General features: G+C 60.7%; 16 protein-coding genes. 7 read left to right on the top strand and 9 right to left on the bottom strand.

What is annotated here, in order from left to right; translation table 11 throughout:
• The first annotated feature begins 24 nt into the window (after positions 1–24).
• Complete coding sequence (locus tag PH552_RS10235; RefSeq protein ID WP_285165913.1) at positions 25–879, top strand: SDR family NAD(P)-dependent oxidoreductase; 855 nt, start codon at positions 25–27, stop codon at positions 877–879.
• A gap of 168 nt (positions 880–1,047) precedes the next feature.
• Positions 1,048–1,689, top strand: a complete 642-nt coding sequence (locus PH552_RS10230) for a LysE family translocator (RefSeq protein ID WP_112341396.1) — start codon at positions 1,048–1,050, stop codon at positions 1,687–1,689.
• On the opposite strand, the gene PH552_RS10225 is transcribed toward PH552_RS10230, so the two are convergent.
• From PH552_RS10225 to PH552_RS10205, 5 genes are all read right to left on the bottom strand, one after another.
• Positions 1,673–2,101 carry a hypothetical protein gene (locus tag PH552_RS10225; protein ID WP_112341397.1) on the bottom strand — a complete coding sequence of 143 codons (429 nt, stop codon included), beginning with the start codon at positions 2,099–2,101 and terminating at the stop codon, positions 1,673–1,675. The genes PH552_RS10230 and PH552_RS10225 overlap by 17 nt on opposite strands.
• Before the next feature lie 5 nt (positions 2,102–2,106).
• Positions 2,107–3,342: a dual-specificity RNA methyltransferase RlmN gene (gene rlmN, locus PH552_RS10220; RefSeq protein WP_112341398.1), complete on the bottom strand. Its 1,236-nt coding sequence runs from the start codon at positions 3,340–3,342 to the stop codon at positions 2,107–2,109.
• A gap of 266 nt (positions 3,343–3,608) precedes the next feature.
• Positions 3,609–4,163 (bottom strand): invasion associated locus B family protein, encoded by a 555-nt coding sequence (locus PH552_RS10215; protein ID WP_112341399.1) that lies wholly within the window; start codon positions 4,161–4,163, stop codon positions 3,609–3,611.
• A gap of 332 nt (positions 4,164–4,495) precedes the next feature.
• Positions 4,496–4,885 carry a YkvA family protein gene (locus PH552_RS10210; protein ID WP_112341400.1) on the bottom strand — a complete coding sequence of 130 codons (390 nt, stop codon included), beginning with the start codon at positions 4,883–4,885 and terminating at the stop codon, positions 4,496–4,498.
• A gap of 66 nt (positions 4,886–4,951) precedes the next feature.
• Entirely contained in the window at positions 4,952–5,257 is a 306-nt protein-coding gene (locus PH552_RS10205; RefSeq protein WP_112341401.1) for a 4a-hydroxytetrahydrobiopterin dehydratase, read from the bottom strand.
• Positions 5,258–5,393: 136 nt separating this feature from the next.
• Here PH552_RS10205 and PH552_RS10200 point away from each other — a divergent pair, with 136 nt between their 5' ends.
• Positions 5,394–5,876, top strand: coding sequence for a low molecular weight protein-tyrosine-phosphatase (locus PH552_RS10200; RefSeq protein ID WP_112341402.1), 483 nt, complete (start codon positions 5,394–5,396; stop codon positions 5,874–5,876).
• On the opposite strand, the gene thpR is transcribed toward PH552_RS10200, so the two are convergent.
• A complete protein-coding gene (thpR, locus tag PH552_RS10195) occupies positions 5,807–6,403 on the bottom strand; it encodes an RNA 2',3'-cyclic phosphodiesterase (protein ID WP_112341403.1) in 597 nt (198 codons plus the stop codon). The two genes, PH552_RS10200 and thpR, sit on opposite strands and share 70 nt — an antisense overlap.
• Positions 6,404–6,471: 68 nt before the next feature.
• Complete coding sequence (locus PH552_RS10190; RefSeq protein ID WP_112341404.1) at positions 6,472–7,122, bottom strand: arylesterase; 651 nt, start codon at positions 7,120–7,122, stop codon at positions 6,472–6,474.
• Positions 7,123–7,203: 81 nt separating this feature from the next.
• Between PH552_RS10190 and PH552_RS10185 the strand changes: the two genes are divergently transcribed.
• From PH552_RS10185 to PH552_RS10170, 4 genes are all read left to right on the top strand, one after another.
• On the top strand, positions 7,204–7,914 hold the full coding sequence (locus tag PH552_RS10185) for an ABC transporter ATP-binding protein (RefSeq protein ID WP_112341405.1): 711 nt from the start codon (positions 7,204–7,206) through the stop codon (positions 7,912–7,914).
• The gene (locus PH552_RS10180; RefSeq protein WP_112341406.1) at positions 7,911–10,457 is read left to right on the top strand and encodes an ABC transporter permease; all 2,547 of its coding nucleotides are present in this window, start codon (positions 7,911–7,913) and stop codon (positions 10,455–10,457) included. The genes PH552_RS10185 and PH552_RS10180 overlap by 4 nt, the downstream gene beginning before the upstream one ends.
• A 195-nt stretch (positions 10,458–10,652) precedes the next feature.
• Positions 10,653–11,393 (top strand): Bax inhibitor-1/YccA family protein, encoded by a 741-nt coding sequence (locus tag PH552_RS10175; protein ID WP_095433002.1) that lies wholly within the window; start codon positions 10,653–10,655, stop codon positions 11,391–11,393.
• A gap of 116 nt (positions 11,394–11,509) precedes the next feature.
• A complete protein-coding gene (locus PH552_RS10170; protein WP_112341407.1) occupies positions 11,510–12,067 on the top strand; it encodes a GNAT family N-acetyltransferase in 558 nt (185 codons plus the stop codon).
• Between the two features lie 100 nt (positions 12,068–12,167).
• Here PH552_RS10170 and PH552_RS10165 read toward each other — a convergent pair whose 3' ends face one another.
• A complete protein-coding gene (locus PH552_RS10165; RefSeq protein WP_112341408.1) occupies positions 12,168–12,566 on the bottom strand; it encodes a DUF2794 domain-containing protein in 399 nt (132 codons plus the stop codon).
• Positions 12,567–12,904: 338 nt separating this feature from the next.
• Positions 12,905–13,648, bottom strand: a complete 744-nt coding sequence (locus PH552_RS10160; RefSeq protein WP_112341409.1) for a DUF1223 domain-containing protein — start codon at positions 13,646–13,648, stop codon at positions 12,905–12,907.
• Between the last annotated feature and the right edge of the window lie 88 nt (positions 13,649–13,736).

The raw sequence follows: 13,736 nt of genomic DNA, 5'->3' as shown, positions 1-13,736 counted from the left end.
CAATGCCTGAGGAGGGCGCCGCTCGTGACCGATATTCAAACCATTTTCAAGAAATCCAATGTTGCCGTCATCACCGGAGGTGCATCCGGCATCGGTTTTGCCGCGGCGAAATATTTCGCCTCGCTGGGCATGAGCGTCGTTATCGCCGACCTCGCGGGCGAACGGCTGGCCGACGCTAGCGCTGAACTCAAGGCAATCACCGGCGAAGAGCATGTCATGGCCATCGAGACCGATGTCGCCAGCAAAGACGCGCTGGAAGCGCTGGAGCGCGCTGTCCTGCAGCGTTTCGGCCGCGTACATGTGTTGATGAACAATGCCGGCATCGGCCCGGACACCTCGATCTTCAGCGGCCAGGCCGGCTGGGACGCCATCCTTGGCGTCAATCTGCTCGGCGTCATCAACGGCACACGCACCTTTGGACCCGGTATGCTGGCGCATGGCGAACCGGGTGTCATCATCAACACCGGCTCGAAACAGGGCATCACCACCCCTCCCGGCAATCCTGCCTACAATGTCTCGAAGGCCGGCGTGAAGGTCTTCACCGAGGCGCTGCAGCACGAACTGCGCAATACGGAAGGCGCCAAGATTTCGGCCCACCTCCTCATCCCCGGCTTCGTCTTCACCGGTCTGACCAAAGGTGATCGAAGGGAAAAGCCTGCCGGAGCCTGGACGCCGGAGCAGACTGTCGAGTTCATGGTGGAAAGCCTGAAGCGCGGCGACTTCTATATTCTCTGCCCCGATAACGACGTGGCCCGGCCGGTCGACGAACGTCGCATGCTCTGGGCCGCCGGCGATATCGTCGAGAACCGGCCGCCGCTATCGCGCTGGCACCCCGACTATGCCGATCAATTCAAGGCCTTCCTCGAAAAGAATGATTGATTTGCAATCAACCGAAAGCCGGATAACAACGGGCAGACCCTAAAGCACGTCGCGATCTTTCAGGTTCGCTTCCTGTGCTTTAGGTCGTTAATTTTGTGCATGTCGTTCTGCAAAACCGCTACACACTTTTGCGCGACATGCTTTAATCCGGCTTGCGGAGCGACTTTCATGGATTTCATACCGAGCCTGCCGACCCTCCTTGCCTTTGCGGCAGCGAGCCTGTTGCTGGCCATGACCCCAGGTCCCGACATGACGCTGTCGATCAGCCGGGCACTGGCACAGGGCAAGAAGCCGGCGCTCTTCGTCGTACTTGGCACCAGCCTCGGCGTCATCGTCCACACCTGCCTGGTGGCCTTCGGCATTTCGGCGCTGATAACAGCCTCCCCGCTTGCCTTCACCATGCTCAAGACCGGTGGCGCTGCCTATCTGCTTTGGCTGGCGATCCAGGCAATCCGCTTCGGCTCAAGCCTGTCGGTCAAAAAGGTCGATGCCATCAGGGGCACGCCGCTTGCCAACATTTCAACCGGCTTCTGGGTCAATCTGCTGAACCCGAAGGTCATCATCTTCTTCATGACCTTCCTGCCGCAGTTCGTCACGGCGGGCGATCCGGCCGTCACGCACAAGCTGCTCTTCCTCGGCTTCTTCTTCATCGTCATCGGCATGCCGGTAAACATGCTCGTCGTCCTTGCCGCCGATGGCCTGTCGTCGTGGCTGCAGAGGAACCGCGGCGTGATGCGCGGCCTCGACTATGCCTTCGCCGGAGTCTTCTCAATCTTCGCGGTGAAGATCTTCTTCACTCAGGCTCGTTGAGTATGGTGCAACGGCCGGCAAACCGGCCGGCAATCCACCAATAGACGGTGGCGCTGGCCATGCCCAGGAATGCGAAGCAGACCGCAATGGTGATCAGATTGAGGGTCTGCGGTCGTTCAATGCCGCCGGAAATCAGGGTGGAAGCCACGGCAGACAGACTGGCCCCGTAGATCGCATAGCCGTACCAGCGACGGACCCGCCGCCATTCGAGGATGGGGATCACGACCAGGGACGGCAGGATGCTGACGATCATGGCGACCTTCGTCAACCCGACGGTCAGAACGAAAAGCTCGGGCGCCGCAGTCTCCGGCACTGTCCATACGGCAGCGCAGGCCAGCACGAAGCCCATCAGAACGCAAGCGGCGAGATAGCCCCATAAGAGCCGTATCGGCTTGCGCAGTCCAAGAAGCATCAATCTCAATCCTCGCCGTGGTTGGCGATCATCATTGCTTCGAAAGCCAACCGCTCCGTCTTGCGCATGCGCTCCGACTCCGATTTCAGCTGACCGCAGGCGGCAAGAATGTCACGCCCGCGCGGCGTGCGGATCGGAGAGGCATAACCGGCCGAATTGATGAAATCGGCAAACTTCTCGATCTGCTCCCAATCGGAACACTGATAGTTCGTGCCTGGCCAGGGATTGAAGGGGATCAGGTTGATCTTGGCCGGAATGCCCTTCAGAAGCTGGATCAGCCCCTTGGCGTCTTCGAGGCTGTCGTTGACGCCCTTCAGCATCACATATTCGAAGGTGATGCGGCGCGCATTCGACAGGCCGGGATAGGCGCGGCAGGCATCCATCAGCTCCTTCAGCGGATACTTCTTGTTGATCGGCACCAGCATGTCGCGCAGATCGTCCCGCACGGCATGCAGCGAGATCGCCAGCATGACGCCGATCTCGTCGCCGGTGCGGTAGATTTCCGGCACGACGCCAGAGGTCGAAAGCGTGATGCGGCGCTTGGAGAGCGACAGGCCGTCGCCGTCGGAGGCGATGAGCAACGCCGTCTTGACGCTGTCGAAATTATAAAGCGGCTCGCCCATGCCCATCATCACGATATTGCTGACCTTACGGCCCTCGGCGGGCATGATCGTGCCCTGCGGCGCTTCGCGGTCCGGGAAATCTCCCAAACGATCGCGCGCCAGAAGCAATTGCGACAGGATCTCTTCCGCCGTCAGATTGCGCACCAGCCGCTGCGTGCCGGTATGACAGAAGGAACAGGTGAGCGAACAGCCGACCTGGCTGGAAATGCAGAGCGTGCCGCGCCCTTCTTCCGGAATATAGACGCTCTCGACCTCGACGGGACGGCCGGCGCCACGCGGCGGGAAGCGGAGCAGCCATTTGCGGGTGCCGTCATTGGAGACCTGTTCCTCGACGATTTCGGGACGCGCGATGGTGAAATGCGTCTTCAGCATTTCGCGCATGTCTTTCGACACATTGGCCATGGCATCGAAATCGGAGACGCCGCGCACATAGATCCAGTTCCAGAGCTGGCTGACGCGCATCTTGATCTGCTTGTCGGCTACGCCTTTTTCCTTGAGGGCGGCGCCCATCTCTTCACGCGTCATGCCGATCAGCGACGGCTTCGGCGAAAGCTCGACCGGCTGCGACACGGGCATCGGCTTGAGCCTGGAGGGGGTTATGACATCGGTGGCGGACATAGGATCGTTCCAACGGTTCACATCGGCGATGCCGCAAAAGCTGACCATAGCTGCGGATGCGGGCAAGGCACGGAAATCTGAAGATTCATGCGGTGGCGGGACAAGCTGTCTGCCGGACACCTATCGTTGGCGCGGCCTTTAGCATTAATTTCCGCTCGCGTCATCCCTTTCCCTGAAAAGCAAAAGGCCGGTCGAATTGACCGGCCTTGTCATTACGGTCGTGGCGTTTGGGCGATCACGTTTCCGTGATGCCTCGGCCTTCGATCTTACTTGCAGTTTTCGATCTGCTTGAGCGCAGCGCTGACGCCCTTCAGCGAATAGGTGTAGGAGGTCGCCGTGCCCTTCTTGGAGGTCGCCGAAACCTTCAGCGAATGGCCGGACTTCAACGCTGCGACCAGAGCAGGTTCTTGCGCTGCGTTTTCGACCCAGGCAGCCTTGTCCTTGGTGAACATCACGAAGGTCTTGTTGTCGATGGCGACGTTGACCTTGGAGTTCTCCTTGAGCGAGTAGCCCATCATCGCCTGCGGCTCATACGAGATGTTCTGGCCCGGACGCTGCGACACGATGAAGAAATTGTCGCCGTGATCAATGCCCGTTGCCGGCGTCTTCGCAGTCGGCACGGAGAGGACGTAGCAGACTTTGCCGCCGGCGGACTGGTAGGAATAGGCACCCCAGGCGTCGAACTGCTGAATGCGCGTCGGAGCCGCCGGCGCTGCTGGCGCCGCTGCCTGCGTCTGCGTCTGCTTCTTGGTCTGCGCGGACGCTATGCCGGTTCCGGCCAGAACGAGCGAGAGGGCGATTGCGAAGCTTTTTACAAACATGGTTTCCTGCCGATTTCTTGCGATCCAGAGCGCATGGCGATTCGATTGACGCACGCCTGTGCTCGTGAGCTGCTTTATTTTGACTTTATTCAGGTTACCAAACCGTCAACGGAGCGCTGCCGCCACCGGCCCCGTGCCATTTCAATCCAGTTATCGCGTAAAGCTTGAAACGCATCAGAAGGAATTGGAAAACCCGGATGATGAAGTACCACCCTGCAGGTTCGATTTAAGACAGAAAGATTCAGGCAAGAATTTGACCTCGCTAAAATCAGGGGCGTCTCATAAATCTCTGGAAACCTGAGAGGATTCAGATCGGCTCTTTAAGACAGGCATCAGGCAGTCTTGACAGACTCCGGCTCGTTCTCCAGCGCGCGGTCGGCGGCGTCGTAATGTTCCTGACGGATATGCCCCCTGATCATGCTGAAAGCGAGCGTCAGCACCGCGACATCGTCGGAAAAGCCGATGACGGCAAAGAAATCGGGGATGATATCGACCGGCATGACGAAATAGCCGAGTGCTGCCAGGAGGATGCCGCGAACACGCGTCGGCGTCTGGGGGTCGAACGCACAATAGAAGGCGGCCACGACGTCGCGGGAAAACGGAATATGGCGAGCTGCCTTCCGCAAGGTCGGCCAGAATTTGCTGCGCACCGATTTCTCCTGCTCCCTTTGGGTCTCTTCATCACCAGGCATCAGGATTTCCCCATACTTGATGTCATCCATTCCATTCACCTCTAGCGAGGCCCGTCGCCCGGGCCGGGTAAACATATGGTGATCGCTTGCCGCGATTCAATCGAGCCGGCGTGCAGCCGCCTTCTCCATCGCCTTTGCCAGCTTGACGTCATGGTCGGTCAGGCCACCGACGTCGTGCGTCGTCAGCTTCACCTCGACCCGGGAATAGACGTTGAACCATTCCGGGTGATGGTTGAATTTTTCCGCGGCAAGGGCGGCTTCCGTCATGAAGCCGAAGGCCTCGACGAAATTTCGGAATTTGAAGGTCTTCGAAATCGAAAGGCCGTCATCCGCAAGCGCCCAGCCGGAGAGCTCCGCAAGATTTTCCTCGATTGCCGCGCGGTCCAGCTTGTCGTACTTCATGGCAAGTCACTCCTCTCTAAAGCAATTCCGGGAAAAGTGCGTAGCGGTTTTCCGTCCGGAATTGCGTATAAACAAAAGGATGGAGGGTTTTCGCATTCGAAGAAAAGCTGAAAAGCTCCAGCGGTTGAACGATAACATGGATCGTCACAGGATTCTTTTCGTCTGCGCCGGCAATATCTGCCGGTCGCCCCTTGCCGAAGGCATATTCAAACATCTGGCAGGCGAGGCGGGCCGCACGGCAGAGTTCGAAGTCGATTCGGCCGGTACCGGCGGCTGGCATCAGGGCGAGCGTCCGGATCGGCGTTCGATTGCCGTTGCGGCCAATCACGGAATCGATATCTCGGATCAGCGCGCCCGGCGTATCGAACCCGCCGATTTCGGCAGATTCGATCTGATCCTGGCAATGGATCAAGACAATTTGAAGAACTTGCGCAAGGCGGCATCCGCCGATGCGCTCGGCAAGCTGCATCTCTTCAATGCCCTGGCGCTCGGCAGCAACCAAGACATTCCCGATCCCTACTACGGCGATCGCGGGGATTTCGAGACCGTTTACACCATGCTCTTGGCGGGCTGCAGCATGCTGTTGCCCAAGGCCGGGAAGGTGCCGCGCGGCTCGTGAAGCGGGAATATCTCTTCGGTGAGATAGGGCCCGCCGCCAACCGATTCGCGCGAGGACAGAAGCACGAAACGCCCGACCGTGAACGGCGCGGTATAGAAGTTGCCGCGACCGGAGAGATAGTGGACGACATCATCGACCCGTGAGGATTTCAGCCTGGCGAGCGTCACGTGCGGCGTGAACTTGCGGGGGTCCGGCTGCAGGCCGATACGCTGGCAGATGCGCTCGATCTCGCCTTGCAGCGCGAACATATCCGGTGTCTGCGAGACCCCGGCCCAAACCGAATGCGGTTTCTTGGAGCCGAAGGAACCGATGCCCTCCAGCCGAAGCTGGAATTCAGGCCGATCTATCCGGTCCAGACGGTCGACGATCTCATCCGCAGTACGGCCATCGACATCGCCGATGAAGCGCAAAGTGATGTGATAATTTTCAACGTCGATCCACCTGGCTCCCGGGAGACCACCGCGCAACAATGACAGGCTCATGGCCGCATTGCGCGGAATTTCGAGGGCGGTAAAAAGTCTCGGCATGACGAGCACTCCCCGAATCTCTTGCAGGTACAACTAGGGAATCACGCATTTGCAGTCGGTGCAAGCACCTATTTCGCACCTGCGTCAATCGTCCCTACAAAACTGATAACAGCCGGCAACATATGCTCGACCATCACATCCACGCCCTTAGAGTTCGGATGCATGCCATCGGCGAGCTGCAGATCCGCATGCGTGGCGACGCCATCGAGGAAGAACGGATAGAGCGCAAGCTTATATTTGTCGGCAAGACGCTTGTAGATCGGGTTGAATTTATCGGCATAATCCGGCCCCATGTTCGGCGGCGCCAGCATGCCGACGAGAAAGATCGGAATTTTTCTGCCCTTCAACCGCTCGATCATCATCTCGAGATTCTTTTCCGTCTGCTCCGGCGGAATGCCACGCAGCGCGTCGTTGGCGCCGAGCTCGAGAATGACGCCATCGGTCCCATCCGGCACCGACCAGTCGATGCGTGAAAGCCCGCCCGAGGTCGTATCGCCGGAGACGCCGGCGTCGGCGACGGCAAGATCCAGCCCCTTGGCCTTCAGCGCGGCCTCCAGTTTGGCGGGAAAGCCATCGCCTGATGGCAGCTGGTAGCCCGCCATCAGGCTGTCGCCGAAGCCGACCAGCTGGATCGTCCGTGCGTTTGCAGCAGCAGCCGCGCCAAACAAAAGACCGAAAGTGATGACAGCGAAGTGAAGCGCAGCAACTTTAAAACCCATGATCCATTTCCTAAATTCGCTGCTCGGGCCAGTCGCGCCCGCCATTGTCTCTGATGTTCTCTGATATATAGGGCGTTCGCATTGGCAAAAACCATCATCGAGCTGAAGAAGGCGGATTTGACGCTCGGCAATGCCGCCGCCTCGGTCCATGTGCTGAAGAGCATCGATCTCACGGTCATAGAAGGTGAGGCCGTCGGCATCGTCGGCCCCTCCGGCTCCGGCAAGTCGACCCTGCTGATGGTGCTGGCCGGTCTCGAAAAGCTCGACAGTGGCGAACTACTGATCCGCGACACGCCGCTGCACAGCCTCAGCGAAGACCGCATCGCCGATTTCCGCGGCCGCAATATCGGCATCGTTTTCCAGTCCTTCCATCTCATCGCCAATATGACGGCGCTGGAAAACGTCGCCGTGCCGCTGGAGCTTGCCAATATCCGCAATGCCTTCGACATCGCCCGGCGCGAGCTGGAAGCTGTCGGGCTTAGTGAGCGGCTCAATCACTATCCCGGCCAGCTTTCCGGCGGCGAACAGCAGCGCGTGGCGATCGCCCGCGCGCTTGCCCCCTCGCCAGCCGTCCTGATCGCAGACGAACCCACGGGCAATCTCGACACCGACACCGGCCGGCAGATCGCCGATCTGCTCTTCGCCCAGCAGGCCGAGCGCGGCACGACCATGCTGCTCGTCACCCATGATCCCGCACTTGCCGCCCGCTGCTCGCGCCAGATCCGCGTCCGCTCCGGCGAGATAGAGAACGACGGTACGCGCACACGCACCGGCCAGGCGGCGATTGCATGAGCGGGGCGGGATTTCGCCTGAGGCTCGCCTTCCGCCTTGCCCTGCGCGAATTGCGCGGGGGGCTCGCCGGCTTCTACATCTTCCTCGCCTGCATCGCACTCGGCACCGGCGCGATTGCCGCCGTCAATTCCGTATCCCGCTCGATCACCGATGCTATCGCGACGCAGGGGCAATCGCTGCTGTCAGGGGATGCACGGTTCGAGCTGCGCAACCGCGAGGCGACGCCGGAAGAATTCGCCTATCTCCAAAGCTTGGGGAAAGTCTCCCGCTCCACCGGCCTGCGCTCCATGGCACGCCTGCCCGACGGCTCCGATCAGGCGCTGGTCGAGGTCAAGGCGGTTGACGATGCCTATCCGCTCTACGGCACCTTCGAGGCGGAGCCGGACCAGCCGCTCGCAGCGCTGCTCGCCGCCAGGGACGGCACCTACGGCGCCGTCGTCGCTCCCCTGCTGCTCGAACGCCTGAACCTCAAGATCGGCGATACCCTGCTGCTGGGTAACGCCAAGCTTCGCATATCAGGCACGGTTGAGAGAGAACCGGATGCGGTCTCCGAAGGCTTCGGCTTTGCGCCTCGCGTGATGACGAGCCGCGACGCCCTGATTGCCTCCGGCCTGATCACGACAGGCAGCCTCGTCGAACAGGCTTACCGAATCCGCATGGACAACCCCGCAGCCGGCATTCGCAATCTCACCGACCGCGCCAATGCCGCCTTCCCGCAAGCCGGCTGGTCGATCCGCAGCAGCGACCGCGCCGCACCTCAGCTTGCCGACAACGTCACCCGCTTCTCGCAATTCCTCACGCTCGTCGGCCTGGCCGCTCTCATCGTCGGCGGCGTCGGCGTTGCCAACGCCGTGCGGGCCTTCCTCGATTCGAAGCGCACGACCATTGCCACCTTCAAGTGCCTGGGCGCGCCGGCCTTTGTGGTGGTGCTGATCTATCTCATCCAGATTGCCGTCATTGCGCTCGCCGGCATCGTTATCGGCCTCGCCCTCGGCGCTATTGCGCCGATGATCGCTTCGCAATTCATGGCGGAATTCCTGCCGATTTCGACCGCACCGAGGCTTTACCCCGGCGCATTGACGCTGGCGGCCCTTTTCGGCCTGCTGACGACGCTGGCCTTCGCCATTCCGCCGCTCGGCCACGCTCGTGAAGTGCCGGCAACGGCGCTGTTCCGCGAACAGGGTTTCGAAGCGCGCCGCCTGCCCGGCTGGCCTTATCTGCTGGCTGCCGGTGTCCTGATGGCAGCCCTTGCTGCCCTTGCGATCGTTACCGCCTATGACCGCTTCATCGCGATCGTCTTCGTCGTGTCGATCGCCGGCGCTTTCGTGGTGCTGCGCGCCGTTGCCGCCCTGCTCTCCTGGCTTGCCCGCCGCAGCCCGCGCGTGCGCTCCCCCGCTTTGCGCCTGGCGATCGGCAACATCCACCGGCCAGGCGCTCTCACCTCGTCCGTCGTGCTGTCGCTGGGCCTCGGCCTGGCGCTGCTCGTCACCCTGACGCTGATCGACGGCAATATGCGCCGCGAGCTGATGGGCCGCATGAGCGAACAGGCGCCGAACTTCTTCTTCGTCGACATTCAGGGGCCGGAGCTAGAGGGCTTCCGCAAGATCGTGCTCGCCGAGGATCCGAAAGGCAAACTCGTCGAGGCGCCGATGCTGCGCGGCCGCATCGTCGCCTTCAACGGCGAGGATGTCACCAAGATGAAGGTGCCGGCAGCAGGCCAATGGGTGCTGCGCGGCGACCGCGGCATCACCTATGCCGAAACCGTGCCGGAAAACGCCTCGGTTACGGAAGGCAAATGGTGGGACAAGGATTATAGCGGCGAACCGCTGGTCTCCTTTTCCGAAGAGGAAGGCAAGGCGCTCGGCCTGAAGCTCGGCGACAAGGTCACCGTCAATGTCCTCGGCCGCAACGTCACCGCCAAGATCGCCAGCTTCCGCAAGGTTCAATGGCAATCGCTGTCGATCAATTTCGTGATGATCTTCTCGCCCAATACCTTCAGGGGCGCCCCGCATGCGTGGCTGGCAACATTGACCGACGCTTCGGCCACCTCCGCTCAGGAGGCCGCAATCCTGAGGAAAGTCACCAATACCTACCCGACCATCACAAGCGTCCGCGTAAAGGATGCACTCGATGTCGTCAACACGCTCGTGGGACAGCTGGCGACGGCGATCCGTTCCGCCGCCTCCGTCGCGCTCATCGCATCCGTGCTCGTGCTGGCGGGAGCGCTTGCCGCCGGCAACCGCGCCCGCACGCATGATGCGGTCATCCTCAAGACGCTCGGCGCGACGCGCGCGACACTCATTCGCGCCTTCAGCTACGAATATCTGATCCTCGGCGCGGCGACCGCCATCTTCGCGCTGATCGCCGGCTCCGCATCCGCCTGGTATATCGTCAGCCGCATCATGCGCCTGCCGTCGGCTTTCCTGCCCGACGTCGCCTTCTCGACGCTGATCATCGCCCTGGTGCTGACCGTCGGCATCGGCCTGATCGGCACCTGGCGCATCCTGGGCCAGAAGGCGGCGCCTGTTCTGCGCGAGCTCTGATTCGTTGCGGAGATGAACCGGAAGCCGGCAAAACGGCTCGATATTACATCGATTTAACCTGCGCCGGATCGCTTGACCCTTGTGTATGAGGCCCGAAAGCCTCATATTCTCTGCAGGCATGCTGAGCTCCGCAGCGGCGCCTGGGCCTCGAGAGACCCGACACCGTAATCAAATCGGAGCTTGAAAGAGGAAAACATGGCTGACTTCCGCAATTACCAAAACCGGGCGCAGAGCGGTGCGCAATCCGGTGCGATGATAGACGAGGGCCTTCGAGCCTACATGCTCAAGGTCTATAACCTGATGGCGCTGGGTCTGGCGATCACGGGTGTTGCCGCCTATCTATCCTTCTCGCTCGCCTTTGCAAACGGACAGATCACGGCCTTCGGCCAGGCGATCTATCTCAGCCCGCTGAAGTGGGTTGTCATTCTCGCCCCGCTGGCAATGGTCTTCTTCCTGAGCTTCAGGATCAACCGCATGAGCGTGGCCGCCGCGACGACGACCTTCTGGGTCTACGCCGCACTGGTGGGATTGTCGCTGTCGTCGATCTTCATCATCTACACCGGCCAGAGCGTCGTGCAGACCTTCTTCGTGACCGCCGCCTCCTTCGGCGCGCTGTCGCTGTTCGGATACACGACGAAGCGTGATTTGTCCGCGATGGGCTCGTTCCTGATGATGGGTCTCTTCGGCCTGATCATCGCAACGCTCGTCAACATCTTCCTGGCTTCGTCCGCCCTGCAGTTCGCCATCTCCGTGATCGGCGTCCTGATCTTCGCCGGCCTCACCGCCTGGGATACGCAGCGGATCAAGGAAATGTACTACGAAGCCGACGACGTGACCGTGGCTGGCCGCAAGGCGATCATGGGCGCCCTGTCGCTCTACCTCGACTTCATCAACCTATTCATGTTCCTGCTGCAGTTCATGGGCAACCGCCGTTGATCGCAGCATGAAATGAGTAGCGAAAAGGCGGCCTCGGCCGCCTTTTTATTTGCCTGGCCGATAACCCTGCTATTTGATAGCGGCCTTCGCAAACCGCAGATCAGGCAATGAAAACAATGTCCGTCAGCCTTCGCAACGCTACCGCAGACGACCTTCCCCATATCACAGCAATCTATCGCGACTCCGTTCTCAACGGCACCGCGAGCTATGAGATCACGCCGCCGACCCAGGACGAGATGGCAGACCGTTTCCAGGCAATCTGTGAAAAGGGCTATCCCTATCTCGTCGCCGAAGACGAGACCGGCGCGTTCCTGGGCTATGCCTACGCCTCGGCGTTCCGCACGCGGCCGGCCTATCGCTGGATGGTGGAGGATTCGATCTATCTGGCGCCGGAGGCGCGCGGTCGCGGCATCGGCAGGCTGCTGCTCGACGCGCTCGTCGAACGCTGCGAGGCGCTCGGCTTCCGCCAGATGATCGCCGTCATCGGCGGCGTCCATCCCGCCTCCGTCGCCGTGCATCGCGCCGCAGGCTTCACCGAAACCGGCCTTTTGAAAGGCACCGGCTACAAGCATGGCCGATGGTTGGATACGATGCTGATGCAGAAAGCGCTCGGAGACGGCGCGGAAACCGATCCGGATCCGTCGGTTTATCCGGGGACGTTGTTTGGGGAGTAGTGTCGAGCTGCCTTTATGCCGAACCTCTGGCACCCCCTCTGTCACAAAGTGACAGAGGGGGTGCCACACTCGCCACAAGCGCGTAGCCAATGACGAGAAACTACTTCTCCACCAGCTTCAGCTGCTTGTCGAACACCTTCAGAACCTGCTGCACCTCGTGGCCACGCTTCAGGATCATGCCGTTGGTGTTGACGACGGAAAAGGCGCCCTGCTTGGCGGCGAGCTTCGGATTCTTTTCGATGCGGAAGAGCGGCATCTCACCGGAGCGCTTGAAGACGGAGAAAACCGCCTTGTCCTTCAGATGGTCGATGGCGTAGTCGCGCCACTCACCTTCGCCAACCATGCGGCCGTAGATCCACAAAATCGCGTCCAGCTCCCGGCGATGGAAGGTCACCGGTAGCGGATCCTTGCTTTGTTTGTATTCTCTGAGATCGACGACGGTGGAATTAGTATCGGCGGAAGGGCGTTCGCCGCGTCGCAAATCCGGCTGATCAGTCATCAATCCCCCAAGGGTTATCTCATGACAGGAGAATGACAGTTTGCCTCAGCCGCACCAAATTGCAAGACGGCTGACGGCTCACAATTTTTTTCCCGTGCCCGAAAGCATCTCGGCAACGCCGCATTTCAGACAAAACGACGCCCAATTTACAGGAAGTATAGGCAGCCGTTTGGCGCCGCCGCGTCAAACGGCCCGGCCGGGGCGTATCGATTAAACCCCAGCCCCGAATGCGTCCCCGCCGGGCACCTCCCCTTTTTGGTACAGCCAAAATAGGGCCCTTTTTGGCGCCCGCAAAAATAGGGAGCCTTTCGGCACCAGTCAAAATTCAGAAATGCCGCTCAGCCGTCCGAGCCGATGGTCAGAACCGTCGCTCCAAGAATGGCGGCCGGATCGCCCGAAGGCGTCGACGATTGCAGAAGGACGGCAAGGCCCCTTCGGCCGGCCTTTTCAAGCACGGTGGAGGGCAATACCAGGCTCATGGCCTTGCCATCCCACATGCCCACGGTCTCGACGTCCGATACGGCATGCATGTAGGCAATCTGCTGGCCGGTGTTTTCGCCGCCTTTCGGCGCCACCATCTGTTCCTTGTCGAAATAGACGACAACAACATTGGCCTTGCCGGCGCCGGCGCCGATCTTGATCTCGAGTTCGTCGCCCTTGGTGGCGGCATTCACCGGAACCGTCAGTCCTTCGCCGTCACGCTGGAAATCGTCGAGCTTGACATTGATGGCGTCGAGATCGGCGCCGTTCATATGGTCCCTGCCGTTGACGATCGCCTGTGGCGTATAGACCCCGCTGCGTCCCATCGAGCGGGCATAGGCATATTGGCGCGCCGTATTGTCCTTGGACGCCATTGTATCGTTCCAGCCGAGATAGTTCCAATAGTCGACATGATAGGCGAGCGCGACGACATTGCCCTGGCGGATCAGCTTGCGGAACGCCGCGTCGGCGGGAGGACAGGAGGCGCAGCCCTGCGAGGTGAAGAGTTCGACAACGCCCTTGATCTTCGGGGCTTCCTGCGCATGCAGCGAACTTGCGAGCACGATGCCTGCCAGAAGTGGAGCCGAAAATCGAAGGCGCATTTCCCTTTTACCTCTTTCGCAAAATTCCGGCGCCACTCACGAGTGCACACGCCCGGACCAATCACGCTCCTTGGGGCCGCCCAGCCCA

This window comes from Rhizobium aureum, from assembly GCF_030182495.1.
Lineage (GTDB): Bacteria > Pseudomonadota > Alphaproteobacteria > Rhizobiales > Rhizobiaceae > Rhizobium > Rhizobium tropici_C.
This window is presented reverse-complemented; position numbering and strand designations above follow the sequence as displayed.